The sequence below is a fragment of the Ruegeria sp. CE9 genome (assembly GCF_056537425.1).
Window position 1 is genome coordinate 1 of record NZ_JBQFRO010000003.1, and the last position, 26,092, is coordinate 26,092.

General features: G+C 56.1%; 21 protein-coding genes and 1 tRNA gene. 12 read left to right on the top strand and 10 right to left on the bottom strand.

What is annotated here, in order from left to right:
* Positions 1–155: 155 nt before the first annotated feature.
* Positions 156–530, bottom strand: a complete 375-nt coding sequence (locus ACR0B3_RS07110; RefSeq protein WP_480808454.1) for a hypothetical protein — start codon at positions 528–530, stop codon at positions 156–158.
* 47 nt (positions 531–577) lie between these two features.
* Here ACR0B3_RS07110 and ACR0B3_RS07115 point away from each other — a divergent pair, with 47 nt between their 5' ends.
* A complete protein-coding gene (locus ACR0B3_RS07115; RefSeq protein ID WP_480808455.1) occupies positions 578–1,378 on the top strand; it encodes an alpha/beta fold hydrolase in 801 nt (266 codons plus the stop codon).
* Here the strand turns inward: ACR0B3_RS07115 and ACR0B3_RS07120 are convergent, their stop codons facing one another.
* The 6 genes from ACR0B3_RS07120 to ACR0B3_RS07145 all read right to left on the bottom strand — a co-directional run bounded on the left by ACR0B3_RS07120 (position 1,379) and on the right by ACR0B3_RS07145 (position 10,324).
* Positions 1,379–1,564, bottom strand: a complete 186-nt coding sequence (locus ACR0B3_RS07120) for a hypothetical protein (protein ID WP_480808456.1) — start codon at positions 1,562–1,564, stop codon at positions 1,379–1,381.
* 84 nt (positions 1,565–1,648) lie between these two features.
* The gene (locus ACR0B3_RS07125) at positions 1,649–2,041 is read right to left on the bottom strand and encodes a rhodanese-like domain-containing protein (protein WP_480808457.1); all 393 of its coding nucleotides are present in this window, start codon (positions 2,039–2,041) and stop codon (positions 1,649–1,651) included.
* Positions 2,042–2,113: 72 nt separating this feature from the next.
* Positions 2,114–3,454 carry an HlyD family type I secretion periplasmic adaptor subunit gene (locus tag ACR0B3_RS07130; RefSeq protein WP_480808458.1) on the bottom strand — a complete coding sequence of 447 codons (1,341 nt, stop codon included), beginning with the start codon at positions 3,452–3,454 and terminating at the stop codon, positions 2,114–2,116.
* A 3-nt stretch (positions 3,455–3,457) separates the two neighbouring features.
* A complete protein-coding gene (locus tag ACR0B3_RS07135) occupies positions 3,458–5,767 on the bottom strand; it encodes a type I secretion system permease/ATPase (protein WP_480808459.1) in 2,310 nt (769 codons plus the stop codon).
* Positions 5,768–5,803: 36 nt separating this feature from the next.
* The gene (locus ACR0B3_RS07140; RefSeq protein ID WP_480808460.1) at positions 5,804–7,747 is read right to left on the bottom strand and encodes a type I secretion protein; all 1,944 of its coding nucleotides are present in this window, start codon (positions 7,745–7,747) and stop codon (positions 5,804–5,806) included.
* Between the two features lie 129 nt (positions 7,748–7,876).
* Positions 7,877–10,324, bottom strand: coding sequence for a beta strand repeat-containing protein (locus ACR0B3_RS07145; RefSeq protein WP_480808461.1), 2,448 nt, complete (start codon positions 10,322–10,324; stop codon positions 7,877–7,879).
* A 616-nt stretch (positions 10,325–10,940) separates the two neighbouring features.
* Between ACR0B3_RS07145 and ACR0B3_RS07150 the strand changes: the two genes are divergently transcribed.
* Together ACR0B3_RS07150 and ACR0B3_RS07155 are read left to right on the top strand one after the other, a co-directional pair.
* Positions 10,941–11,702 (top strand): response regulator transcription factor, encoded by a 762-nt coding sequence (locus ACR0B3_RS07150; RefSeq protein ID WP_480808462.1) that lies wholly within the window; start codon positions 10,941–10,943, stop codon positions 11,700–11,702.
* A complete protein-coding gene (locus ACR0B3_RS07155) occupies positions 11,674–12,192 on the top strand; it encodes a hypothetical protein (protein ID WP_480808463.1) in 519 nt (172 codons plus the stop codon). Before ACR0B3_RS07150 ends, ACR0B3_RS07155 begins: the two co-directional genes overlap by 29 nt.
* Before the next feature lie 8 nt (positions 12,193–12,200).
* On the opposite strand, the gene ACR0B3_RS07160 is transcribed toward ACR0B3_RS07155, so the two are convergent.
* Positions 12,201–12,286: transfer RNA gene (locus ACR0B3_RS07160), tRNA-Leu, on the bottom strand.
* A gap of 215 nt (positions 12,287–12,501) precedes the next feature.
* Between ACR0B3_RS07160 and ACR0B3_RS07165 the strand changes: the two genes are divergently transcribed.
* From ACR0B3_RS07165 to ACR0B3_RS07200, 8 genes are all read left to right on the top strand, one after another.
* The gene (locus tag ACR0B3_RS07165) at positions 12,502–13,545 is read left to right on the top strand and encodes a pyridoxal-phosphate dependent enzyme (RefSeq protein ID WP_480808464.1); all 1,044 of its coding nucleotides are present in this window, start codon (positions 12,502–12,504) and stop codon (positions 13,543–13,545) included.
* Entirely contained in the window at positions 13,542–14,687 is a 1,146-nt protein-coding gene (locus ACR0B3_RS07170) for a M24 family metallopeptidase (protein ID WP_480808465.1), read from the top strand. Before ACR0B3_RS07165 ends, ACR0B3_RS07170 begins: the two co-directional genes overlap by 4 nt.
* A complete protein-coding gene (locus ACR0B3_RS07175; protein WP_480808466.1) occupies positions 14,684–15,397 on the top strand; it encodes a maleate cis-trans isomerase family protein in 714 nt (237 codons plus the stop codon). The genes ACR0B3_RS07170 and ACR0B3_RS07175 overlap by 4 nt, the downstream gene beginning before the upstream one ends.
* 132 nt (positions 15,398–15,529) lie before the next feature.
* Positions 15,530–16,630: an ABC transporter ATP-binding protein gene (locus tag ACR0B3_RS07180; protein ID WP_170685749.1), complete on the top strand. Its 1,101-nt coding sequence runs from the start codon at positions 15,530–15,532 to the stop codon at positions 16,628–16,630.
* 102 nt (positions 16,631–16,732) lie between these two features.
* Positions 16,733–17,824, top strand: a complete 1,092-nt coding sequence (locus ACR0B3_RS07185; protein ID WP_170685748.1) for an extracellular solute-binding protein — start codon at positions 16,733–16,735, stop codon at positions 17,822–17,824.
* Between the two features lie 70 nt (positions 17,825–17,894).
* Complete coding sequence (locus ACR0B3_RS07190) at positions 17,895–19,172, top strand: ABC transporter permease (RefSeq protein WP_480808467.1); 1,278 nt, start codon at positions 17,895–17,897, stop codon at positions 19,170–19,172.
* Positions 19,173–19,177: 5 nt separating this feature from the next.
* Positions 19,178–20,389 carry an ABC transporter permease gene (locus ACR0B3_RS07195; protein ID WP_170685746.1) on the top strand — a complete coding sequence of 404 codons (1,212 nt, stop codon included), beginning with the start codon at positions 19,178–19,180 and terminating at the stop codon, positions 20,387–20,389.
* Between the two features lie 160 nt (positions 20,390–20,549).
* Positions 20,550–21,770: an aminopeptidase P family protein gene (locus tag ACR0B3_RS07200; RefSeq protein WP_480808468.1), complete on the top strand. Its 1,221-nt coding sequence runs from the start codon at positions 20,550–20,552 to the stop codon at positions 21,768–21,770.
* 33 nt (positions 21,771–21,803) lie between these two features.
* Here ACR0B3_RS07200 and speB read toward each other — a convergent pair whose 3' ends face one another.
* On the bottom strand, positions 21,804–22,775 hold the full coding sequence (gene speB, locus ACR0B3_RS07205; RefSeq protein ID WP_480808469.1) for an agmatinase: 972 nt from the start codon (positions 22,773–22,775) through the stop codon (positions 21,804–21,806).
* A 209-nt stretch (positions 22,776–22,984) separates the two neighbouring features.
* Between speB and ACR0B3_RS07210 the strand changes: the two genes are divergently transcribed.
* A complete protein-coding gene (locus tag ACR0B3_RS07210) occupies positions 22,985–24,352 on the top strand; it encodes a DUF3179 domain-containing protein (protein ID WP_480808470.1) in 1,368 nt (455 codons plus the stop codon).
* On the opposite strand, the gene ACR0B3_RS07215 is transcribed toward ACR0B3_RS07210, so the two are convergent.
* Positions 24,353–26,038, bottom strand: a complete 1,686-nt coding sequence (locus tag ACR0B3_RS07215; RefSeq protein WP_480808471.1) for a chloride channel protein — start codon at positions 26,036–26,038, stop codon at positions 24,353–24,355. It abuts the gene before it with no gap.
* Positions 26,039–26,092 lie beyond the last annotated feature (54 nt).

Genomic DNA, 26,092 nt, shown 5'->3' on the forward strand with positions numbered 1-26,092 from the left:
AAGACGGCAACAGCGCAGTTGAGGCGAAAGTCAAAGCCGAAGTCGCAGAACTCTGCGCCCGCTTCCCAATTTATCCAAACCTCTGAGACAACTCGAGTACTGAAACAGAAAACGGCGCTTTAAAAAAGTGCCGTTATTCTTTGAGACCAACGTGGTTAGATATATCCACACCACCGCAACACGAAGACCGCAAGCGCCGCAAGCGCGATCAGGCCCAATGCGATTGAGCCGAGAAAACTCAGAAACCAACCCCAGCGCCGATCCGCCAGATTAATTGCATTCAAGTGGCTTTGCACGTCGTCCGAGGCTTTTTCGAGCCGTGGCATATCCAAGATCAACTGCAACTTTGGATGTTCTGCCATCTTTTCGGCCTGCGCCAACACCAAAGCCTGCTTGTAAACCTTGCGCGGCAAACGACGCTTTGCCCGCCGGACCGAAGCGATCAGAGTTTTATCTTTCACGCCGAGCTTTTTGCGCAGCAGTTGAATGGTCTCTGCGATCCGGGTCTGGATATCGATTTCCTGCGACATTGGTGCCTCCTGAAGGGGCAACTTAACTGGGCGCCGCGCGGGCGACAATGGGGCTGGTTGTTCTGTGCCGTGACGCGTATCACAAGGTTATGCTGAATACGATCATCCATGGCGACCCGACGGACAATCCCCCATTGCTCATTGCGCACGGCCTATATGGCTCGGCCCGCAATTGGGGTGTCATTGCACGACGGCTGTCAGATGAACGGCAGGTCATTGCTGTGGATATGCGCAACCACGCCTACAGCTTCTGGGACGCTCGGCATGGTTATTCTGATCTGGCGCGGGATCTGGCCGAAGTGATCAGCAGCGTCGGAGGCATCGCAGACATTGTCGGGCATTCCATGGGCGGAAAGGCTTCGATGGTTCTGGCGCTTGAACATGGGGAACTGGTGCGCAAGCTGGCCGTTGCCGACATTGCGCCCGTGGCTTACAGCCACAGTCAGATTCAGTTCATCGAGGCGATGAGAGCCGTAGATATGTCGCGTGTTCAGCGCCGTTCAGATGCCGAATCGCAGCTGGCTGATCTTGGGGTTGAAAAGGCGCTGCAGAGCTTTTTCACGCAATCTTTGGATGTTGAGGGGGGCCGTTGGCGGTTGAACCTGGATGTCTTGGCCAGCGAAATGCCAAAGATCATGGGCTTTCCCGAAATCTCAGGCCATTGGGACGGTCCTACCCTGTTCCTGTCCGGCGCGGTGTCCGACTATGTGTTGCCTGAATACCGCGACCAGATTCGCGCTCTGTTTCCAGCCGCTCGGTTCGCCAAAATCCCCGGCGCGGGCCATTGGTTACACGCCGAGAAACCCCGCGAATTCGAAGCTGCAGTCCGAGCGTTCCTGAACGCCTGATCAGGCACCTTGATACAGGCGTTTTGCCACCAGCCATGACACCGGTGCGGCAATAACCGCCCCTGCTGCCGCTGCGGTTAGAATTGCAATCCAAGTTACCATCCCAGCAACCAGAACTGCGATTACGGCAGACCCAGCGATTGCGGTTGCGATCAAAGAATAAAGCATGGCTGCAAGGCGTATCATGGCCCGTATCCGATATGTTAGCTACTGGCGCATACAGTACAGCAACGGAACATGTGCCGCTTTGATTTGGGTCAGATCACGCAGCTACATCCCGCTATCCATTGGCTCGGTCGCCTCGCCGCCGCCATTCACCCAATCTGCGAACCCACCCAGATTGTAGACATGCAGATATCCCATGTCCTTAAGCAGCTTTCCTGCCAGCGCCGCCCTGCCGCCCGAGGCACAATGAAGGATGATCACCCGATCTTTGCGCAGTTCCGCATCATAAGACGGCAAATCCGGATCTGCCCGAAACTCCAACATACCCCGCGGGATATGATGCGCACCAACGGCACGGCCGGTTTTTTCCAGCTCAGGCGCATCGCGAATATCCAACAGCAAGGCACCCTGCCCGATCAGCTCTTGCGCTCGGCTCGCATCAATGCGCTCGACCACTGCATTTGCGGCCTGCATCATTTCTTTGACCGTTAATGGCATCTGCTTCCCTCCAAGACATGTGTCGATGGAAAGCTAACATGCAAAAAACTGAAGGTGTAGACACTCAGGCGATCAGTGTTCCCGGAAGGCACGCGACATACTGTCGACCACCGGCTTTGCGATATAGGCCGCAAAAGTGCGTTCCTCGGTCTGGATCATGATCTCGGCGGGCATGCCGGGTGTCGGTACAAATCCCCGCACACGGCCCATTTCCTCGGGGGTTAACGAGATACGCGCCAGATAAACCTCTTGCGGCATACCTGCCGAGTCCTCGACCAGCGAGTCGGCTGAGACATAAAAGACCTCGCCTTCAAGCACAGGGGTGGTCCGTTGATTGAGCGCAACAAGTCGTACCGTAGCGATCTGCCCGGTCACCACGCTGTCGATCTCGGTACGTGGAATTTGCGCCTCGATGATCAGCGGAGCATCAGCGGGCAGTATCTCGGCAATCTGTTCACCGGTTTCGATCACCCCGCCGGGCGTGTGATGGTGCAACCGCACCACTGTGCCGGTCACCGGTGCACGCACAACGGCACGGGCCAGAACACTGCGGGCCTGGCGGGCCTTTTCGCGCACACTTTCCAGATCGGCCTCGATCACGCCCAATTCGTCCAACGCAGCTTCACGATAGGCCGAACGAGTACGCAAGATTTGCTCTTCATACTTCAACAGCATCTGATTGACTTCGGCGGTTTCCGCCCGCAAACGTGCCAATTGTCCTTCGGCTTCGGCTTGTACGCGACGGATCGTATTTAAATCACCTTTGCGCACCAAACCCTTCTCAAACAAAGAATATTTGGTGTCATACTCTTCCTTGAGGATGTCTGAGCGCCGCTCCATGCTGGTCAGCTGTGCTTCAAAGCCCGATGCACGGATTTTCAGCGCTTCCATATTGCGTTGAAGCAAGGCGATGTCGTTCAGCAAAGTCTTGCGCGATACATCAAAACTCAGCTTTTGATTGTCGAGGATTGTCATAACCTCAACGTCGTCCGATGCCTCGATCAAACCAGACGAAAACGCCAAGTTTTCCTGCTCGCTATGCTCAGCCAGCAAGCGTTCAGTCATGGCCTGCAGGCGAATTTTGCGGATAAACAACTCGCGCTCATTGGCTTCGGCAGAGGTTTGGTCCAACGTCATCATGATTTGACCAGCCTGAACGGCCTCACCTTCCGAGACCAAAATGTTCTCGATGATGCCCCCCTCCAGATGCTGCACGATTTTGTTGCGACCGGTGGCAACAAAACTGCCTTGCGCAATGACAGCCGCCGCCAGCGGGGCGCGGAAGGACCAGACGCCAAAGCCGCCAAAACAGACAATCAGCATGATAAACCCAATCACGATGAATTTGGTGATCGAGCGCGGAACTTCAGAGTACCAAAGACCGCCTTCATCGGTGCGTGCCACGTCGTTCATCGCTTAGCTCCCCTTGCCCTGAATTTCGGGCGGTTGCTGGCGCGGCCCGTTGAGCTGTTCCAGCACCTGTTCGCGCTGGCCAAACAGCGCCACGCGCCCGTCAGTCAGCAGCATGATCTTGTCGACAACATTCAGCAGCGTTGGCTTTTGCGTGATCACAACAACGGTGATCTTGCTTTCCTTGGCCTGTTCAATCGCCCGTGCCAGTGCTTTGTCGCCTGCCACGTCGAGGTTTGAATTCGGCTCATCCAGAACCACCAGCCGCGGGTTTCCGAAGAACGCCCGAGCCAGCGCGATACGCTGCTTTTGCCCACCTGACAGAGGTGAGCCATCTGCAGCAACCACGGTCTCGTACCCTTGCGGCAGTGTAGCGATCATGTTGTGTACATCGGCCAGAACAGCAGCGTCGTGGATCTGCTCATCCGTTGCATCCGCGCGCATCCGGCCAATGTTGTCTTTGATGGTGCCGGGGAACAGCTGCACATCCTGGGGCAGATAGCCGATATTCTCGCCAAACTGGCGCGGGTCCCAGTTGCGGATATCCATCAGGTCAAGCCGCACGCTTCCTGACGTTGGCAGGATCGAACCCACCAATGTTTTGCCCAACGTGGTTTTACCCGCGCCCGAGTTCCCGATGATCGCAAGTGTTTCCCCCGGGTTCAGCGCAAAAGTGATCCCATTTAGAACGACCCGTTTGGTGCCGCCAGGGACGTAGAGCAGACGTTCTACATCCAACCGCCCCTCAGGCCGTGGCAGGCGAAGCTTTTCGTATTGCAGCGCCGAACTCGACAGCAAGGCTTTGATTCGCCCAAAAGCACCTCGCGTCAGCAGGAATGTGTTCCAGCCTTCAATTGACCCTTCAATCGGCGCGAACGCACGGCCCGCAATGATCGAGGCGGCGATGACCATACCGCCGGTGATCTCTCCTTGCAGCGCCAGAAAAGCGCCCCAGCCAAGAATGCCGATTTGTGTCAACAGACGTACCGCACGCGAAATGGCCGCAAAGATCACGTTGCGATCCTGCGCCTTCACTTGCCATGTCAAAGATTGAGCCGTGTCGCGGCCCCAAATGCGTACCGCTTCGGGGATCATCGCCAATGCGTTGATGATCTGGCTGTTGCGCGACATCGAATCCAGATGCTGGTTCGCCAATGATTGCGCCTGATTGGCCTTGGCAAAAGGCTTGGCGGTCATTTTCTGGTTAATCAGCGCGATCACCATCAGGATCAGAGCCGTCGTGACAACGATCATCCCTAACTGCGGGTGCACCAAAAAGATCATCAGAATGAATAGCGGAGCGAACGGAACGTCGAGAAATGAAATCAACGTTCCCGAGACCAGGAAGCCGCGCACCTGCTGCAAATCGCCCAACGTCTGATATTCTCGCCCATTCCCGTGCAGCGAGGCATGGGCTGCCGCGCTGAGAACCGGGGCCCCCAAACGGGCAGCCACCTCGACCGCTGTGCGCATCAGCATAAAGCGACGAACCGCATCAAAGGCAGATTGGAAGATAACCGCACCGGCGACGATAGCTGTCAGCATGATCAACGTGTCCAGCGAACGGCTGGTTAGAACCCGGTCACTGATCTGGAACAGGTAGATCGGGATCGCAAGGATCAAGACGTTTGTCGCGCAGGTCAACACCAGCACAAAAGCCAGGTTACGCCAAATCGCACGCAGCGACGTGCGAAGCGTTTTTTGGAAGTCTTCAGGCGGAGTGCGCTTGTGGAAAGTTTGGGGTGGCCCCTTGCCATCGCCACCACCCGTCCCCGGGCGCAGCAAGGGTTGGTTAGCCTTGGCCTCGATCGTGGTGCCCATGCGGTCTTTACCATCCGACGACGCAGAGGGGGTCATGCGCGCAGTCGATTGGTCGGCGGTCTCACAATCGGGGGCCTCGACGTCGGCCACCCCAGTGTCGCCACCCACAGGATCCTTATCTTTCGCGGGTTGCGACGTCGCGCGCCGAAGGGGAGAGCCGGCGCGCGGTTGTGATGTTTGCTCTGACTGCTCCGCCTGCGTCTGTCCCGGACCATCCGGTTGTGCCGTCGCCTTTTGCGCTTCTTCTTGTTGGTTTGAACGCGCTGGCCGTTCTGCGACCCGCGGGCCATCATGATCGTCAGCATCTGGCTTAGGTTCAGCCTCCGCCAGCTTCATTTCGCTTGTCAAACGCAAGCGGGACACTGTTTTGCTAAGGTCATTCTCATTCTGTTTTGCCACCCTGTCACGGGGTTTCAGAGTCAGCGGGCCTCCACCTCCGTGCCGGTCCAAAGGACTTGCAAATCGGGTGCGACGCGACGAAAAAACGATCGACATAAACTAACCTTCCGGTCACTCGTAAATCAGGAAAAATCAAGCCAGCATGGATTGCAGGCCGTCAGAGGAATTCGCCAGTTCGCTGGGCGTAAGATCATTGCCCTTCGGCCCAATTCCGCCTTCATAACCGGGCATACCTGCCTCTTCCATAATGGCGGCAATCGCCTCATTGGTCATCTCGGCGATGTCCTCGTTTGTCGGCATATCAATCAGGCTTGCCTGATGTAGCAACAGATCAGAAAAGGCCCCGTCCTGAGCCATGACGACTGAATCCACACCCGCCTTGGTGACATGGGCGGCATTCAGCATCGCATTACTGCCCGCCACCACTTCGGTCTCATCTGCGTTTGGGCCATGCAGATGTACGTCATCCTGATCTGCAAGCATGGTCGATTGCTCGGCGACATTGACTTGCACCAGCGATCCGTCGACCTTGAGAACACGCATCTGCTCCATCCCGGCGAACATTGGATCGTTCATCAGCGCCTCTTCCAAGGACGCCATGTCGTCTTCGCCAAAGGCCATCGCTTCGGCCATTGAACTATGCATCTCTTGATGCGTGTCTTCGCCTTCTTTCGTCAGCGCGACTTCGTTCATGACGAGGTTCTCATCCGATCCATCAATCGGGCCCGGCAAGCCGCCCGTTATCACATCGTCATCTATCAAGACATGGGTCTGGATGAAGGCATCGACCGTAATCATGTCGCCTTCGATCATGATCAGATCGTAGTAGCTGCCAAGCTGGAGGATATTGGTGACATCCACCAACTCATTGTCGCCCAACGCATAAAGCGTCGTCGTCGCGTTAATTTCGGTATCGATATGATCAATATCCGTCGCGTCGATGTCTTGTTTGACAAAGTTTGCGACGATCAAGTCGGTCGTGATCCAATCGACATGTACAAATGCCGGGGCGTCGTCATTTGCCCCCTGCATCAACCAAGGGGCTGAATTACTTTCTACTTCGATCGTCGATGAGTGCACAACATTGGTGCCCGATCCGCCATTCGTGCCCACATCCATATCCGACACAACGGCAACCTGGCTAACCATCGTTAGGTCGATAGATTTGCCGCCGACAGCAATATAAGGCGCATCAACCCATGAGACTGTCGCGTTCACTTCGTTGATCGCAAGGTTTCCGCCCGCAATCACCGTGTGGCCGTCTGCGAATTCAGATTCGTCGTCCCGATCCCATTCTGCGGGCATCGCATCGGGCGTCTCGTCGTCTTCTTCCTCGTCAGGTCTGTGATGTTCAGGCAATAGATCATCCCAAACGGGCGCTTCGTCGACAAATTCACCATTTACGATCACGCCCATCGCGTCTTCGCCATGGAACTGGTAGACTACAGCTCCCTCAACGTCAGCATTGATCGGCGCCAACATGGCCTCGGCCAACGACTCTACGTATTCGACCGACAGATAGTCCGAGATCGCGAATGACGGCACCGCGAAGGCGTGCATTGACGCCGCGACCTGCACTGCCGCCTCGGCTTGCGCAATAAGCTGATCAACGTCGCGGAAGTTACCTTCACCAACAACATCATTGTCGCGCAAGAAAACTGACTGGAAGGTATACGTGACCGCTGATCCGATGAGTTCGGTCACAATTTCTAGCTTTTGTTCGATCACAAATGTTGCGCCAACGCCCGTAATCCCTTCGGGCAATGGCGGACCGTTTGAGAGTGGTGGTTCAAGTGCGACGACCGTCTCAATATCCGGACCGTCAGCAGGGGGTGGAAGTTCAGGAGTGGCAGAGGGGGTGTCTAACCGATAGGAAAGCGGACCATATTTCCCAGGATCAAGTTCCAGATCCGACTTGACCCGCAGCTTTGCAGGATTTTCGAGTTCGTCCAGCTCGACTTTGCGCCGCATCGCCGTAAACTCTTCGTATTGATCCCTGAGCCGGGCTTTTTCAATCGTAAGATCAAAAGTTCCAATAAAGTGTGCAATCTTTTCGGTAACACTATCGAATGACATTTCGATGATCCCTTACTCCCTTGCCGGCACAAATTTCCGGTTCGGGATTTGCTGGGCCGAGGCCACAGAACGCGGCCTCGGCGATTTCATTGAACGAGGGCCGGTAATGCGGCCCCCGTGAATTGGGTCTTAGACCTCGGTATCGTCGCTCGAGTAAGTCGAGGTCATCGAACCACCAACCATGGTCGTATCGACCGAGTTACCAAGCACGTTGGCACCCATGACGATCGATTGGTTGAAGGCAGATGTGTCAACTACCGCAGCAGCAGAGGCATAAGATTCACCGTTGACGATACCATCGCCACCGTTGTCCGAGCCCCACATACCGCCGTTACCGCCGGCACCGCCCGCGCCAGAGTAGGCACCAGACGCTTCGCCACCGGTATTCGTTCCACCGGTGGTTGCACCTCCAGTCGACGAACCCATGACATCACCACTGGTTCCTCCAGTCGATGCGGCTGCACCGCCTGCACCACCTGCGCCAGACGTCGCAGTACCGGTTGCATCACCCGAAGCCATCGAGTCTGCGTCATTATCTGACGACGCCTCACCACCGTACCCGGCAATCGCTTCGGCAAGGCTATCGGCATAGCCATCATTCGCTGCATCAGCCCACGCTCCGGATTCGCCACCATTTCCGGCTTCGTTGGTTGCGTCAGCAGAACCAGCACCGCTTCCGGCCGAGCTGGCCTCGGGGTTGGCTGTACCACCTGCCCCGCCGGTACCTTCAGATGATGCCATACCATCACCGCTGGCGTCGGCCGATCCGTTGCTTGTGTTTGTGCCACCATTGCCACCAGAACCATCAACATCCTGATCGTTGTCCGCCGAGCCGTCGATATCACCAGGTGATTGGGTGATGACAGGGCCAGCAGCATCCTGGTCACCAACACCTTGCGCATCCGCATCCGTGTCAACGTAACCGCCACCTGCGCCACCGGTTCCTGTACCGCCAGCACCTGGGCCGCCAGTACCCGTACCACCAGTACCTGTACCGCCAGTACCCGTACCGCCAGTACCAGTACCACCAGTACCCGTACCGCCAGTACCTGCGCCACCAAATCCGCCGTCGCCGCCAGTACCGTTCGAGTTACCAGCTGCTGCAGCTTCTTCGTCTCCGTCAGGATCTTCCTCTTCCACTAGAAGTACCGGGAATGGGAAGGCTTCTTCGACCGAGCCAGAATCTCCGCCGGTACCGTCGCCACCATTGGCATTGCCACCGGAGCCTTCGCCACCCGTGCCTTCGCCGCCAGAGCCTTCACCGCCAGAGCCTTCGCCGCCGGAACCTTCGCCACCGGAACCTTCACCGCCGGAACCTTCGCCGCCGGAACCGCTACCGCCATCGGCATCGTTCCAGCCCATCGCGCCAGCGCCAGCCAGACCCAAACCAATATTGCCTCCAGAGGAAGACTCGTTGGCTTCGTTGGTTCCGTCGCTGGAATTGTCTGCCGAACCATCGTTATCGGCATCGCCTGCGCCACCATCGGCACCGTCGTTAGACGCGTCGGTTCCCGCCAGACCAAGACCAGCAGCTACAGCACCCGAGGTATTGTCACCACCGTCTGCATCGCCGTCGGCGTTCGCTCCGGACAAGCCAAGACCCAGACCAAGACCGATCGATCCGGCATTACCACCGTTACCACCGGTCGAGTCACTGTCGGAACTCGCCTCGCCATGGTTGTCGGCATTGGATTCGCTATCTGCTGCGCCGCCTTCACCACCGGTGCTGTCACCGTTTGAGCTGGCACTCGAATGACCGAGACCCAGGCTTGCGTTATAGGCATCGCCCGAAGATGCGCCATTTCCACCGGTCGCAGAACTATCAGCATTACCTGAATGACCACCAAAGGCCAGCGAATGGCTGCCGTTGGTGTCGCCATAGGCTTCACCACCATAGCTCATGCCACCGTCACCAGAAGAGCCACCGTCGTTATTTACGTCAATGCCATCTTCAGCATAGGCTTCACCGCCGTTGGCGTCACCGCTTTGTGTGAAGTCACCTGAATTCACGACACTTGCGGTACCCAGACTGTCATTGTCTTCCAGGCTGGCAAATTGCTGGTTGATGGACGCAAAATCATTTCCGGGCCCATCCTGCGAGATATCAATGTTGACGTCATCGCCGGGATCGTAATTTACATCATCGCCAGCAGTAATAACGTCTCCGACATCACCGTCGACATCCTCAATATCAACATCGACTTTATCATCGTCGCGCGGAATCCACTCACCGCCACCAAAATCGATATCTACAGTCGCGGTGTTGGTGTTGCTGTCATCACCACCATTGGTCTGCGAATTGCTGTCGTTTCCGCCATTGGTGTTGCTGTCGTTACCACCATTGGTGTTGCTATCATTGCCACCATTGGTGTTGCTGTCGTTACCACCATTGGTGTTGCTATCGTTGCCACCGTTGGTATTGCTGTCGTCGCCCTGCTGTTGTTGTTGCTGTTGTTGCTGTTGGTTCAGATCTTCAACAGCCATCTCTTCTTCTTCCAGCTGCGGTTCGTCTACAACAGGATCCTGATCGTCGATAACTTCTTGGACATCAGTGATTGGAGCTAATCTGCGTTCCATAATAAGTTCCACTTTTACTGAAGCACCGGACCGCCATTCATCTACAAAGCGGTAACAGGCGCGGATTGAAACAGACTTTGCGCGCAGCGTGTCGATTTGGACACTCGCGCGGCCGTTAAGGTCTTCTGTTTGGTTTGCCCCCCCTTTCTCGGCTAAGCCGATTCCATGACCACGGAGTATTCGCCGAAATACGCGGACCGCAGGCACGTCAGGTCTAAGATCGCTTCGCAAATTGAAGCTTGGGCATGGTCGCAGCGATAAGGGGATGTGCATAGCTGGCCGAAAGCATTAATTTCGGCAAACACTTGTTTGTAATGATATTTTTCCACAATCTTGCGGGAACTGCGCCATTCAGAGCCTGGAAACAATGGCGCTTAAAAAAGCAAGATTATTAACCCTTTTATTTCATCAAGTTACGCCAAATTCCGGGGCTAGAAACCTGATCAATAGTTCTAGAACATAGCGTTACGAAACAGGCCTTCGGTTGCTGAAACACCTACTTTCGGCTATGGTGAAGTACTATTTGAGTTCAAAGTTAATGTTTCGCGCTACCCGGTTCTGTACCCGATTTTAAGTATCAGAGGGCAGCGCTCGTACAAGTTAGGGGGGAAGATCAATGAATTTTTCATTGAAAGAAGACGCCCGTAGTCAAATTGAATATCCTGAAGAATTGTCGATCATATTTATCGGCAAGGAACTTTTCTATTCGAACCAAACGCTGCGAAGTGTCCAAAACGAATTCGGTGTTCGTGCATCAAGATACGAAAGCCTTGATGAGCTGATCGCCGAGACCGGAAATTTGGTTTCGTCCGAGCGCATTATTGTTGTGGATCAGATGATGCTCGAGGATTTGCTGACCCGTCCTGACGACTATTCCCGATTGGCGGAAACCGGGTGCCTTGCCTTCGCCTATCGCAAGCAAAGCCCGGCACGAACACTGTTTGAACGCTGGGATCGCACCAAATTCGGTAACGTTGGATATCTGCCGATGAACGTCGCACCAGACGTTTGGCGCGCGATATTGCGTCTTTTGATGCATGAGGAACTACACCTGCCGTGTTTTTTGGCCGATAGCCTATCTGCGACACCAAGTGCGCCAAGAACACCAATTGAAAAGCAACCAGCGACCCGAACCCGGTCGCCTGAAAAATTGCTGCGATATTCCAAACTGACGCGGCGCGAAAAGCAGGTTCTGCGGCTGGTATCGCAGGGAAAAAGCAACAAATCGATTGCGTCCAAGCTCGGCATAACCGAACACACCGTTAAACTGCATATGCACAACGTGTCTGGCAAAATCGATGTAAGCAATCGGACAGAAGCTGCGCATTTCTACTTTGAGGTCGCGCCTAATGAAGCGCGCAGCGCAGCCGTTGGATGAGGCTTTCGAAACACGGTTTGACCGGCTCATCCTATTGGTGGGCCGGCTTAACTATATGTGGACAAACACGGAAAGCCTGCTGATCCACTTGATTGCGGGGCTCACCGGGGCAAGCAAAGACGTTGCAGTGATCATCTTCCTGACCTTGAACACAACACGTGCTCGCATTGACCTGGTCGAACGCCTTGCCAAGATGGAGGGCCGCCCATCTGAAATCCGCGACCCAATCCTTGAACACACCCAGCGATTATCACGCTTGTCGTCCATTCGGAACAAATACAACCACTGCATCTATTCCTTTGATCAGGAAAGCGGAAATCCAAAAACCATACTTATGCGCATTGCTGATCGAAAGACCGACATCAAACTGGGCCGAGAAGATACGGTTGATGACAAAGCCATGAAGGAAATCGAGGATGTTGTCTCTCAACTCTCCAATGCAAACAAAGATATCTGGAAGTTAATAGCCCAACTGGGTTTTCCTGTCTGAGCTGAAACTGGTGCGGGCGGTGGGACTCGAACCCACACGGCACTAAGGCCTTCGGATTTTAAGTCCGATATGTCTACCATTCCATCACGCCCGCACATCACAGATGTGGTTCACTCGAACCGCACCGATGACGTGGGCAAACTCTTACAACCAACCAAAACGATTGAAAAGATACTCATTCGTCCGATCTTGGTTAGCATCTGCGAAGTAGCTCGTCGCTCACTCTCAGGCTGGACCATCTAACACCAAGCTTGACAGATTTCAGTCAATTCTATCACGTCGGCCCAACACCAAATCAGGGAGCGAGAGATGAAGTTAGTCAGCAACCCGTTTCGAAATGGGTCCAAGCTTGCAGATCAAGCGCCCTATCCTTCGGTTGAAACTGGGCGGTTGAGTCGTCATCGCTCATTTTGCCCAAACTTTGTTGCCACTTCACTGGTCGATGCGTCTGCGCTGGCACCTGTTGAAAATCTTTGGATCAAGGATGAACGCAGCCGGATGGGCCTTGGGTCGTTCAAAGCACTGGGTGCGGCCTATGTGATTGCCTGCCAGGCGCATGACATAACTGATACACCGGGCGAAAGTACCCTCAAGGGGCGCACCTATGTCACCGCGAGTGCAGGCAATCATGGGATGAGCATGGCGGCCGGGGCGCGCGTGTTCGGTGCGAACGCAGTTGTTTACATCGCAGAAACCGTTCCCGAAAGTTTCGCAGACCGATTGCGGGCTCAAAATGCCCAGGTCGTTCGGGCAGGCGCGGATTATGCGGCGAGCATGGAGGCGGCCAGTCAGGCGGCGCAAGAGGATGGCTGGATTTTGCTCTCAGACAGTTCCTGGGAAGGGTATATTGATCTCCCTCATCTGCTGATGGAGGGGTATCTGCAGATGGCCGTTGAAGCGGCTGAGCAATGTGCCGAAGCGCCGACTCATATTTTGCTGCAAGCTGGTGTGGGCGGTATGGCCGGGGCTGTTGCCGCCTATGCGCGGGTCGTCTGGGGCGATGCACCAAAGATCATCGTTGTCGAACCGGCCTCGGCCCCAGCATTACAGGCGAGCATCCAAGCGGGGCACTGTGTTTTTGCCGATGGCCCCGATAGCATCATGGGACGACTGGATTGCAAAGAACCTTCGTTGATCGCCCTGAATGGCCTTGCACGAGACGCTGATCTGTTTCTGACGCTGGAAGATTCTCAAGTCGCCGAGCACCTTCCAACTATGGCCAAGGCAGGTTTGGAAACCAGCGCCTCGGGCGGAGCTGGAATTGCCGCAGTTCTGAGCGCTGACGCACGCAAAGAAATGGGTATCGGTCCCGATGCCAAGGTGCTGTGCATGCTGACAGAACAGCCCGCATGACCGGTTTCAGTCCAGAGGAGTTCACAGCGCGGGTCGCACGGGCGCAAGACCGGATGCAGGCCACTGGTCTGTCCGCCCTGCTGCTGACAACCGAGCCAGAGATACGCTATTTCACTGGGTATCTCACCCGATTCTGGGAAAGCCCAACGCGGCCCTGGTTCTTGATCGTCCCTGCGAGGGGCAAGCCGGTTGCGGTAATACCTTCAATCGGCGCGGCGCTGATGGCGCAGACATGGATTGATGACGTTCGAACCTGGAGCGCACCGGACCTACAAGATGACGGCGTTTCCCTATTGGCTGACGCAATAACCGAACTAACACCTTCGGGAACCCAGATTGGCTGTCCCGATGGGCATGAGACACATATCCGAATGCCGTTGGCTGACCTAAGACGCCTCGAAACTGCAATTGGCACCCGCCAAATTACCGGCGACCACGGCATTCTTCGGGCGCTGCGCATGGTGAAATCCAAAGCCGAGATTGCAAAGATTCGCACCGCTTGCCAGATTGGTGCCCGTGCCTTTGCGCGCGTACCAGAAATTGCTTCGGTCGGGACACCGTTGGATCAGGTGTTTCGAAACTTTCAGCGGCTCTGCCTTGAAGAAGGCGCCGATTGGGTCCCCTATCTTGCCGGAGGCGCTGAGCAAGGCGGATACACCGATGTGATATCGCCTGCCCGGCCAACCCCGCTGCGTTTGGGTGATGTGCTGATGCTTGATACTGGGTTGGTTCACGATGGCTATTTTTGTGACTACGACCGAAATTGGTCGATCGGTCCAGCAAGCGCGCCGGTGCGTGCGGCCCATGCAAGACTGGTGGAAGCTTCGGATGCCGCATTCGAACAGGCGCGACCTGGTGTGACGGCGTCTCAACTGTTCCATACCATGAATAGTATTCTTACCGATGGCGGATCGGGTACGGATGCCGGGCGACTGGGGCACGGGTTGGGAATGTCGCTAACGGAGTGGCCCTCAATCATACCGAATGATCATACTGAATTGCGCCCCGGAATGGTGCTGACGCTGGAGCCAGGGATTGCCGTCAACGGCAAAATCCTCGTGCATGAAGAAAACATACTGATCACCGAGGGCGCACCCGAATTCCTGAGCCCTTGTATCGGGCCTGAAATTGCTGAGCTATGAGTAATTTGCCCTATACCCTGGATGCTGACGATCCCAGCGCCGCGCCAATGGGGCTGATTGTTTTGCAAACAGACGAAACCATCGAGCCCGAATTCCGCAGCCTCTTCTCGGATGATAAAAGCCCGCTATATGTCAGCCGCATTCCCAGCGGGGCTGAGGTCAACACAGACACTCTGGCGCAAATGGAAACCGACCTGCCCGCCGCCGCCGATCTGTTGCCAAAGGCGCGACCTTATCATGTTGTGGGCTATGGCTGTACCTCAGCCAGTTCCGTGATCGGTTCGGAACAAGTCGAGAAGATGGTCAAACAGGCCTGCGACACTGCAACAGTTACGAATCCTCTGCGCGCGGCTGCTGCTTGTGCCCGAAATCTAGGCGTATCTAAGTTCGCTCTGCTTTCTCCGTATATCGAAGAGGTAAACACCCCATTGCGGCGCGCATTCCTTGAACAGGGTATTTCGATGGATGTGTTCGGTACGTTTGGCGAATCCGAAGAGGCCAAAGTTGTGCGCATCTCGACCGATTCCATTGTTGAAGCGGCATCGAATCTTGGCTCCGATCAGGCGGTCGATGCTGTGTTCCTTAGTTGTACAAACCTGCGCACGCTGGATGCGATTCCAAGGATCGAAGCCAAAATTGGCAAGCCCGTTCTTTCCAGCAACCAAAGTTTGGCCTGGCACATGAAGCAACTGAACATGTCGCAAATTTAGGCAAATGTGACGCTAAGGCGAAGCCAATCGCTTTACGGGCTTGCGACCATTTGTTAGCCTCGGCTTTACTGCACGAGAAGATCAATGAAATCCGGATCAACCGGGTAATCAATTGACGCAACAGGGGGTCTTGTGACCGACACAACCAGCGACGCCGCGTTTGTTGAATTTCAACGCGTTCAAAAGTCTTATGATGGCGAGAATCTCGTCGTCAAAGATCTCAACCTGGCAATGCCAAAGGGCGAATTTCTGACCATGCTCGGACCGTCCGGATCAGGTAAGACGACCTGCCTGATGATGCTTGCTGGTTTCGAAACCGCCACCCATGGCGAAATCCTTCTGGACGGAAAGCCCATCAACAACATTCCGCCGCATAAACGCGGCATCGGGATGGTGTTCCAGAACTACGCTTTGTTCCCGCATATGACCGTGGCCGAAAATCTCTCGTTCCCGCTTGAAGTCCGCAAGCTGGGCAAATCCGAGCGCGAGGAAAAGGTCAAGCGCGCCCTGGATATGGTGCAGATGGGCGCATTTGGTGGTCGTCGACCGGCGCAGCTTTCTGGCGGTCAGCAACAGCGGATCGCTTTGGCCCGCGCACTGGTGTTTGAACCCGAACTGGTTCTGATGGACGAGCCGCTGGGCGCGCTCGACAAACAACTGCGCGAACACATGCAGTTCGAAATCACCCGACTGGCGCATGAATTGGGTATCACAACCGTGTACGTGACCCACGACCAGACTGAGGCATTGACCATGTCCGACCGCGTCGCGGTGTTCGACGACGGCCGCATTCAACAGCTTGCTCCGCCGGATCAGCTGTATGAAGAGCCCGAAAACAGCTTTGTTGCGCAATTTATCGGTGAGAACAACACGTTGGAAGGCGTTGTCAAATCGATTGATGGCGATGCGTGCCTTGTGCAGTTGGATGATGGTTCGGAAATTGATGCGGTGCCGATCAACGTTCATGCCCCTGGCGAACGCACCAAGGTTTCGATCCGGCCAGAACGAGTTGAATTCAACAAGGACCGCCTGCATGCCGATGCGCATACGCTGAAGGCGACCGTCAAAGAGTTCATCTATATGGGTGACGTGTTCCGCTTCCGCATGTCGGTGGCTGGCAATGACGAGTTCATCGTCAAAACTCGGAACGCCCCCGATGCTATTCGGCTTCAGCCCGGTCAAGAGATCGATATCGGCTGGTTGGCCAAAGATTGTCGTGCGCTTGACGCATAGACCAAACCGTGCGGCACAAGCGCGGTTTCACTGAGGGACCTGCTGGCGAAAACCCGTGCGCCAGCTGACCATAGAACAAACGGGATGTACTGGGAGTAACACATGAAACCAACAAAATCACTGCTGACCGCAGCGGCTCTGGCAACAGCGGCTGGTGGCGTGTCCGCCGAAGAGATGACTATCGTCTCGTGGGGTGGCGCCTATTCCAAATCGCAGCTCAAGGCCTATCACGAGCCCTATTCGGAAAAAACCGGGGTTACCATTCTGAATGACGACAGCTCGAACGAAGCTGTGGCCAAGCTTCGTGCTATGAACGAAGCGGGCAACATCACCTGGGATGTGGTTGACGTTGTGGCAGCGGATGCAATCCGTCTGTGCGACGAAGGATTGGCGATGGAGATCGATTTCGATACTCAACTTGCCGCCGCACCGGATGGAACACCTGCGTCAGAGGACTTTGGTGAACTGCTGGTGAGCGACTGCTTTATCCCTCAGATCGTCTATTCGACGACCTTCGGCTATCGCACTGATCTTGTCGGTGACAACCCGCCGACCGAAATCTGCGCCGTGTTCGATCTTGAGAACTATCCCGGCAAGCGGTCTCTGGAAAAGCGCCCGATCAACAACATGGAGTGGGCCCTGCTGTGCGACGGTGTTGCCAAGGATGACGTCTATGACGTGTTGGCAACCGAAGAAGGGCAGAACCAGGCGCTGGCTAAGCTCGATACTATTAAGGACAGCGTCGTCTGGTGGTCTGCAGGTGCGGATACGCCCCAGCTGCTTGCGGATGGCGAAGTGGTTATGGGGTCAACCTATAACGGTCGTTTGTTCAGCGTGATCGAAGAACAGAACCAGCCGGTCGCGATGCTCTGGGATGCGCAGGTATTCGATCTGGACGGCTGGATCATCCCGACAGGTCTGAGCGAAGAGCGTCAACAGCGCGCTCTGGACTACATCATGTTCGCGACCGACACCCAGCGTCTGGCGGATCAGGCCAAGTACATCTCGTACGGTCCGGCCCGCGCGTCTTCCGCTCCGCTGGTTGGTCAGCACGCCGATCTGGGTATCGACATGGCACCTCACATGCCGACCGATCCGGAAAACGCAAAGAACACGTTCCTGTATAACTACGAGTTCTGGGCGGACTACCGCGATGATATCGACGCCAAATTCCAGGCGTGGCTGGCGCAATAAGCGCATGATTTCATAAGATTGTCGGGGGCGGTCTTGCGCCCCCGACCCCAAAAGGACCCAAGGGGCACCGATGACTGACGCCACCCAACAAAACTCCGGGCCGATGTTGGCCGCTGACGGAACGCCACTCAAGCAATCGCTGGCGCGGTCACTGCGGCGGCAAAAACTCCGGGCACTTATGCTGGTGGCTCCGTTGCTACTGTTTGTGCTGTTCTCGTTCATCGTGCCTATTGCCGCGATGCTGTTCCGCTCGGTCGAAAACAGCATTGTGCAGGAAACGCTGCCCCAAACAGTCGAAGCCCTGCAAAATTGGGATGAAACAAGCGGTGAACTGCCGGATGAGGCCGTTTATGACGCCTTTGTTCGCGACATGATTGTCGCCATTGACAACAAGACCCACACCCGCCTGGGCTCGCGTTTGAACTACGAAGAAACGGGTATGTCTTCGATGTTCCGCCGGTCCGGTCGCCAGATCAACAAACTGGACCCCGAGGCAGATGGCCCGTTCAAGGAACAAATCATCGAAATACACGATGGTTGGGGCGAACCAAAAACATGGGCAGTCATCAAAACCCATTCGCCAGCCATCACCAACGGCTATTTCCTGAACGCAGTCGATATGCAGCGCACGCCCGAGGGCGCGCAGGCGCAGCCCGAGGATAAACAGATATTGATCAAGCTGTTCGGGCGAACGCTGTTCATGTCGCTGGTAATCACCGGCGCCTGCATCCTTCTGGCCTATCCGGTGAGTTATTTGCTAGCGACGCTGCCGATGCGCGTGTCGAACCTGTTGATGATATTGGTCCTGTTACCCTTCTGGACATCCCTTCTGGTACGTACCTCGGCCTGGAAGGTGATGTTGCAACAACAGGGTGTGATCAATGATACGCTTGTTTGGCTCGGGCTGGTGGCGGATGATGCACGGCTGATCATCATCAACAACCAAATCGGCACCATCATCGCTATGACGCATATCCTGCTGCCATTCATGATCCTGCCGATGTATTCGGTGATGCAAACGATACCGCACTCTTACACCCGAGCCGCGAAGTCCATGGGTGCGACGAATTGGACGACCTTCTGGCGGATTTATTTTCCGCAATCCATTCCGGGCATCGGCGCGGGTTCGATCCTCGTGTTCATTCTGGCGATCGGCTACTACATCACGCCGGAAATCGTGGGCGGCACCAAAGGTGTCTTTATCTCGAACCGGATTGCGTACCACATCTCATCCTCGTTGAACTGGGGACTCGCGGCGGCACTGGGGACGATCCTACTGGGCGTCGTGCTACTGCTCTACTGGGTCTACGACAAGATCGTAGGCATTGATAACGTGAAGCTGGGATAATCGATATGGCCGCACTTACACCGATATCCCGCAAACCTCTGTCCATGGTTCTGCCTAGCGTTGCACTGGCGGGCGCCTTCGCCGGCATCTTCGTTGGTGCAGGTAATGGCTCGATCCTACTTGGCATCGTGGGCGGAGCAGCCCTGATCGCCGCCCTCGCCTGGGTGTACATCACAGTGATCAAAAACGAAAAACTGGCCCGATGGATCAACATACTGGGCTTTGGCATCATTGGCTTTCTGGTCGCTGGCGCGATGGGTGGCGTATTGGGCCTGTTGGGCGGCTGGTTCTTTGTCTGGTTTATCTACTGGCTGTACGAAGGCCGCTATCGCCAGAAACTGTTGCCGTATCTGACTCCGAAGCAGGTGTTCTATCACTACCTGTTCCGAGTAATCTGTGGCGCGATCTTCGTCTTCCTGATCACTCCGATCCTTGTCGTGCTACCACTGTCGTTCAACGCGCAGGACTTCTTTACCTTCACGCCCGAGATGTTGCGGTTGGACCCCGAGGGGTATTCGCTCAAGCACTACCGCGATTTCTTTACCAACAATGAATGGCAGCGCAGCTTCAAGAACTCACTTATCATCGCGCCGATTGCGACCGTAATTTCGGTTTCGCTCGGCACGCTGGCTGCCATCGGCCTCAGCCAAAGCCATGTACCTGGCCGCCGCGCTATCATGGGTATCCTGATTTCGCCGATGATCGTACCGCTTATCATCTCGGCCACAGGGATGTTCTTCTTCTACAGCGATATCGGGCGCTTCATGGAAGGTACGCTGGGTATGAACAAGAACTTCGTGGGCTATTTGAAAGTCATCCTTGCCCATGCCGTACTGGGCATTCCCTTCGTGATCATCACCGTAACTGCAACACTGGTAGGCTTTGACCGCTCGCTGACACGGGCGGCGGCAAATATGGGCGCAGGTCCGGTCCGGACGTTCTTCAAGATCCAGATGCCACTGATCTTGCCGGGCGTGATCTCCGGTGGTTTGTTCGCTTTCATTACTTCATTCGACGAAGTGGTTGTGGTGCTATTTGTTGGCTCAGCCAGCCAGAAGACCTTGCCTTGGCAGATGTTCACGGGCCTACGCGAACAGATCAGCCCGACCATTCTGGCGGTGGCAACGATCCTTGTTGTGATCTCGATCGCACTGCTAACAACAGTCGAGTTGTTGCGCCGCCGGTCAGAGCGTCTGCGGGGTCTTTCCCCCGCTTGACGCAGGCCCGCGCGTGATCTAACGATTCATTTGTTCTTCCCAGCCGCGATGGCGTCGCGGACACACTGGGATGATCGGCTCTCGAAACCCGAGACCGCCTGTCCTGAACGCCGGGACAAGTGGCCGGGTTTGTCGCCCGGCATATATGAGAGACCTTGTGATGACAGACACAACAAAACGCCCCGAATTTTTCACCTGCCACAACGGCGATAAGGCCCTCTTGATATTCAGCAAGGGTGAATATGATCGCCGCCTTGGCGCGTTGCGCGCCATCATGGCCAAACATGACATCCCCGCTGTCCTGCTGACCTCGATGCAGAACATCGCCTATTATTCTGGCTTTCTGTACTGCTCTTTTGGCCGGCCCTATGGCTGCGTAGTAACGCAGGATGCCTGCACCACCGTCTCGGCCAATATCGATGCGGGCCAGCCGTGGCGGCGCTCGGTTGAAGATAACGTGATCTATACCGACTGGAAGCGCGACAATTACTGGCGTGCCGTGGCGAACCTGATCGGTGGCGCGAAACGGATCGGTATCGAAGGCGACCACATGACCCTCGCTGCCCGCAATACGGCGCTTGATATGCTTGGGTCGCCAGAACTGATCGACATCGCGCCTGACACAATGTTCGCCCGCATGGTTAAATCAGCAGAAGAGATCGAATTGATCAAAGGTGGCGCGCGCACCGCAGATGTCGGCGGCGCAGCCATCCACGCGGCGATTCGCGAAGGCGCGACCGAGATTGAAATTGCCATGGCTGGTCGCGATGCGATGGAAGAGGAAATCGCCCGCGCCTACCCCGATGCCGAATATCGCGACACATGGGTTTGGTTCCAGTCCGGCCTCAACACAGATGGTGCCCATAACCCGGTGACCAAACGGGCGCTGCAAAAGGGCGATATCCTGTCGCTGAACACCTTCCCGATGATCTCGGGCTATTACACCGCGCTGGAGCGTACTCTGTTCCTGGGCGAGCCCGACGCCGACAGCCTGCGCTTGTGGAAAGCCAACGTGGCGGCCCATGAGCTGGGCCTGAGCCTGATCAAGCCCGGCGCAACATGCTCGGGCATCACGGCTGAGATCAACCGTTTCTTCGCTGATGAGGGCCTGCTGCAATATCGCTCGTTCGGATACGGTCACTCATTCGGCATCCTCAGTCACTATTACGGGCGCGAGGCTGGTCTGGAGCTGCGCGAGGACATCGATACAGTTTTGGAGCCCGGTATGGTCGTCTCAATCGAACCAATGCTCTGGATCCCCGAGGGTCAGCCCGGTGCAGGCGGCTATCGTGAGCATGACATTCTTGTGGTTGGTGAAGATGGAGCCGAGAACATCACCGGCTTCCCTTACGGTCCCGGCCACAATATCATTGGTGCCTAAATATATAAGTGGTGGGGCCGTTGGCCCCAACTTTTATCGCTGGGCGCGTTCGTGAAAGATAAAGCCCAGAAAATTCAGAAGAAGCTGCGCGGCCAATATCTGGGTGCTCTCGGTCGGATCATAAGCAGGCGCGACCTCGACCAAATCGATGCCCGCAACATCACCGCGTTTGACCAGTCCCTGCAGGATTTCCAGCACATCATAATAGAGGAAACCCCCATGGCTGGGCGTGCCCGTGCCCGAAGCGATCGACGGGCAAAACGCATCGATGTCAATGGTCACATAGTACCGCGCGCCTTCTGGAATTCGCGCCAAAACCGCCTCAGCCCCCAATTTGCGAACCTGTCGCACCGATAGGATATCCGAGCCGCGTGCACGGGCGTCTTCGTACCCTTCCTTCGCGGTGGATGAGACATTTCGAATGCCCAGCTGCGTCATTCCTGAGACATAGTCTTTCTCGATCGCGCGCCGCATCGGGTTGCCGTGCCCGGCTGTGACTCCGTGGCGTTCATCGACAAAATCAAGATGCGCGTCGATCTGCACCACGTGGATAGGCCCGTTCTTCGCGCAATTTTCGGCAAAGGCATTGATGCAAGGAATGTTGATCGAATGATCCCCGCCGATGGTCACAGGCAATGCGCCTGCTTGCAGGATTTTGCCTACCCCAAATGCGATGTTGGCGTGGCTCTCTTCGGTCTTGGTATGAATAATATCCGCATCGCCTAGATCAACCATCCGCACCGAGCCGTCCAGATAAGTCGCATCATCTTCGTGGTCGTAGGCCCCGGCATGACCGAAACTGAACAGGGTCGACGCCTCGCGCACCGCGCGTGGTCCAAACCGCGCACCTGGCCGCCATTGGGTCCCGAAATCAAATGGCGCGCCGAGAACGGCGATATCAGCTTCGATCTGATCCCAATCCGCTACATAAGGCGATTTCGCAAAGGTCGAAATACCCACAAAGGGTAGATTCAATCGCCCCGCCTCATAGCCATGATCCTGCATCGATTATTCCTTCTTCATTCACGAGCCTGTGGCGGATTTCATCAAGTGCGCCAAGGTCCACACTAGCATCGGTTTATCATGATCGCAGGTGGCAGTGATGTCGAGATGCCCTGCAATAGACAACAAGGTTACAACACGCTCACGCGGGTGTTTCGTGTGTGTGATCGGCTTTGCGGGCAAACTGCGCCTGGACCTAACCGGAGGACGCCATGTCGATCACACGCCGCAGCTTTGCAAGCCTGTTGGGGGCCGGGATCACTCTGCCTTCAACGCTTTGGGCGCAAGAAGACCCTGTATTTGAGGCCGTGCGCTCCACCGTGTTCGGACGGCAGGCTGAGTTTGAGGCCGGGATGGCGTTCCTGACACAGCGCGGCAATCCGGACGTTGTGCCCGCGCTTTTGACTGCCATGCGGTTTAGTCGACGAGAACGCGATATCGCTGTGGTCATGGAGGCGCTGACGGGTGAGACCCACGGCACCGACTGGTTCGAATGGATGCTCTGGCAAGAAGCAAACCCCCAGATCAAACCTCATCACTCACTCATTCCGTTCAAACGCGAGGTTTTGCTTGGGATTGACGAAAATTTCGAACTGTTTCTGCGACCGGAATACCTGCAACCCGAAAAGATGAAGATCCGGCTGGAAGAGATCTCATGGGGCGGGGTCGTCAAAGACGGCATACCATCTTTGGATAACCCCAAGCTCATTTCGGCAAAGCGCGCCGATTACATGAAGGACGATGATCTCGTCTTTGGCGTTTCGATCAATGGCGACGTCCGGGCTTATCCCCTGCGGATCATGGGCTGGCACGAGATGTTCAACGAAGTGATCGGGGGCGTTCCGGTTGCATTGGCTTACTGTACGCTCTGCGGGTCGGGCATTCTGTTCGAAACCAAAGTCGAAGGTTTGCCGAAGCCTCTGGTCTTTGGCTCTTCAGGATTCCTTTACCGCTCAAACAAGCTGATGTTCGACCGTGAGACCCATTCGCTGTGGAACCAATACACTGGCAAACCGGTTGTTGGCCCGCTGGTCGATAGCGGGATCGAGTTGAAGCAGCGGCCAGTGGTTATTACACGCTGGGATAATTGGAGGGCCTCACATCCCAACACCAAAGTCCTGTCGCTGAGCACCGGGCATCGGCGGAACTATGGCTCGGGCGTTGTGTATCGCGAATATTTTGCGTCGCCCGAGTTGATGTTCCCAGCATTGGTTGATCAACGACAGCATCGGCAGAAGGACTATGTATTTGCCGTGCGTCAGTTCGGTGCAGCGCGCGCATGGCCGCTGGAGGCGTTCAAGAGCAAGCCGGTTATCAATGACGCGATTGGCGGGCGTGCATTGATGCTGATGGGTGACCCGAATAAACGCAGCGTGCGGGCCTATGAGCGCGGAACGCACCAGTTCCGCGCAACAACGGACGGTGGTCTGCTGGATGAGGCAGGCAACACGTGGCGCGTGACCGAAGCGGCGCTGATATCCCCGGATGGTACACAACTGCCGCGCGTGGCCGGACATATCTCATATTGGTTTGCATGGGATAATTATCTGGGCGATGCCGCCAGCGTCTATGACGGTTGATCAGGAATGCTCCTCGGCCGCCGTCGCAGCCAGTGCGCGGTTATAGGCCTTGAGCGCATCAATGTGATACAGCGCGCCAACCGGGTTTTCGCAACCGTCCTTGTCGATGATCACCACCGGAATACAGGGAATATCATCGCGGTCGAAATAGGGCATTGCAGCCTCAAGCGTCGCGCTGGCCTTGACGCAAAGGCCTTGCGCGATCAGGGCTTGCGCCTCGTCCTTGGTAATCGACCTTGCGTCACCCAAGGGCCGCATAACAGCACCTGCGCGCAGCATTGCCAGCAGATAGGCCTGAGGACCAGCCGCCAGATGCACGTTGCGGCGTTCAAGCTGGGTGAGGAAGAAGGACCGATCTACCAGACGAGACGCCAACGCCGTAGACATAGAGACCGAGACCATCACGGCGAGGCCGATCTGCCAATCTCCGGTCAGCTCAAATACGATCAGCGTAGTTGAAATCGGTGCGCCCAGCACGGCTGCTGCAACTGCTCCCATCCCGGCAAAGGCATAGAGCGTATGAGTGCCTGATACATCCGGCAGCAATCCGGTAGCGATCAGGCCAAAGGCCAGCCCTGTCAGCGCTCCGATCATCAAGGCTGGTGAAAACACACCGCCCCCCATGCGTCCGCCCATGGTGATCGCGACAGCGACGGTTTTGATGACAGCAAACAGGATAGCGGTGGTCAACACCAAGTCTCCGGTCAGGGCGCGGATCGTGGTTTCGTACCCGACGCCGATGATATGCGGAAACCAGATCGCCAGCAGGCCCAGCATGGCCCCCGAGACACCCGGGCGAAGCCATCGCGGCAAAGATAGGCGGCTTTGGATGTGATTTCCGATATCCTCAGCGAAGAAGATCGAGCGCATAAGCAGCAACGATACCAGACCGCAGATCAGACCAAGGATCAGAAAGGCGGGCAGTTCGACATAGAATTGCAGCGAACCGGGCGTGTCCAATGTGAATTCTGTAACGTCGCCATAGGCGAGCCGGTTGATCACCGTGCCCGCGACCGAGGCGATGACGATGGGCGCAAACGCGTGAACCGCAAAATGGCGCAGAACCACCTCAAGCGCGAAAAGGGCCCCGGCGATAGGGGCATTGAAGCTGGCTGAAACGGCGGCCGCCACAGCACAGCCCAGCAAGTCGCGTCCCGTGATGCCGTCAGCATGGATTCGGTCGCTGACCCAGGTAGAGATGACGCCGGCCATGTGCACAACCGGCCCTTCCCGCCCCGTGGACCCCCCCGAACTGAGCGTGATGAGCGAGGCAAAAAACGAAGCGATCCCGGCCTTTTTCTCGACCCGGCCATCAGTGATGGCGGAACCTTCCATCACATCCGCAACCGAGCGCACCCGGCCGTCATCTGTGAACTTGTGCAGGATGACCCCGACGACCAATCCTCCGACCACGGGGGTCAGGAATATCCAGAGCCAGTGAAGCTTTTCGGCATGGCTATGCAGAAACAGGATGTCCTCGGTGCTATAGAGATAAGCCTGCAACGATGAGATCGCCATACGGAAGCCAAGCGCCATAAAGCCTGCGGCGATCCCGATGACCAAAGCGATAAACCAGAACTGAATTTGGCTGGGCCCACGATGCCGCATCACCCGCCATGCATCCCGCAGCGCCGAGAGCGCCTGGTTGAGCTGATTGCGCAGCACGGTGCGGGTCGATTGGGTCATTGGCCCTCGGCTGGGATGATCACCTGACCCTTAGTAAGCCACGCACGGGTCAGA

Bases quoted from the DNA above. Each gene is read 5' to 3' on its own strand.
- ACR0B3_RS07110 (WP_480808454.1), bottom strand. From the start codon at position 530: ATGTCGCAGGAAATCGATATCCAGACCCGGATCGCAGAGACCATTCAA.
- ACR0B3_RS07115 (WP_480808455.1), top strand. From the start codon at position 578: ATGGGGCTGGTTGTTCTGTGCCGTGACGCGTATCACAAGGTTATGCTG.
- ACR0B3_RS07120 (WP_480808456.1), bottom strand. From the start codon at position 1,564: ATGATACGCCTTGCAGCCATGCTTTATTCTTTGATCGCAACCGCAATC.
- ACR0B3_RS07125 (WP_480808457.1), bottom strand. From the start codon at position 2,041: ATGCCATTAACGGTCAAAGAAATGATGCAGGCCGCAAATGCAGTGGTC.
- ACR0B3_RS07130 (WP_480808458.1), bottom strand. From the start codon at position 3,454: ATGAACGACGTGGCACGCACCGATGAAGGCGGTCTTTGGTACTCTGAA.
- ACR0B3_RS07135 (WP_480808459.1), bottom strand. From the start codon at position 5,767: ATGTCGATCGTTTTTTCGTCGCGTCGCACCCGATTTGCAAGTCCTTTG.
- ACR0B3_RS07140 (WP_480808460.1), bottom strand. From the start codon at position 7,747: ATGTCATTCGATAGTGTTACCGAAAAGATTGCACACTTTATTGGAACT.
- ACR0B3_RS07145 (WP_480808461.1), bottom strand. From the start codon at position 10,324: ATGGAACGCAGATTAGCTCCAATCACTGATGTCCAAGAAGTTATCGAC.
- ACR0B3_RS07150 (WP_480808462.1), top strand. From the start codon at position 10,941: ATGAATTTTTCATTGAAAGAAGACGCCCGTAGTCAAATTGAATATCCT.
- ACR0B3_RS07155 (WP_480808463.1), top strand. From the start codon at position 11,674: ATGAAGCGCGCAGCGCAGCCGTTGGATGAGGCTTTCGAAACACGGTTT.
- ACR0B3_RS07165 (WP_480808464.1), top strand. From the start codon at position 12,502: ATGAAGTTAGTCAGCAACCCGTTTCGAAATGGGTCCAAGCTTGCAGAT.
- ACR0B3_RS07170 (WP_480808465.1), top strand. From the start codon at position 13,542: ATGACCGGTTTCAGTCCAGAGGAGTTCACAGCGCGGGTCGCACGGGCG.
- ACR0B3_RS07175 (WP_480808466.1), top strand. From the start codon at position 14,684: ATGAGTAATTTGCCCTATACCCTGGATGCTGACGATCCCAGCGCCGCG.
- ACR0B3_RS07185 (WP_170685748.1), top strand. From the start codon at position 16,733: ATGAAACCAACAAAATCACTGCTGACCGCAGCGGCTCTGGCAACAGCG.
- ACR0B3_RS07190 (WP_480808467.1), top strand. From the start codon at position 17,895: ATGACTGACGCCACCCAACAAAACTCCGGGCCGATGTTGGCCGCTGAC.
- ACR0B3_RS07195 (WP_170685746.1), top strand. From the start codon at position 19,178: ATGGCCGCACTTACACCGATATCCCGCAAACCTCTGTCCATGGTTCTG.
- ACR0B3_RS07200 (WP_480808468.1), top strand. From the start codon at position 20,550: ATGACAGACACAACAAAACGCCCCGAATTTTTCACCTGCCACAACGGC.
- speB (WP_480808469.1), bottom strand. From the start codon at position 22,775: ATGCAGGATCATGGCTATGAGGCGGGGCGATTGAATCTACCCTTTGTG.
- ACR0B3_RS07210 (WP_480808470.1), top strand. From the start codon at position 22,985: ATGTCGATCACACGCCGCAGCTTTGCAAGCCTGTTGGGGGCCGGGATC.
- ACR0B3_RS07215 (WP_480808471.1), bottom strand. From the start codon at position 26,038: ATGACCCAATCGACCCGCACCGTGCTGCGCAATCAGCTCAACCAGGCG.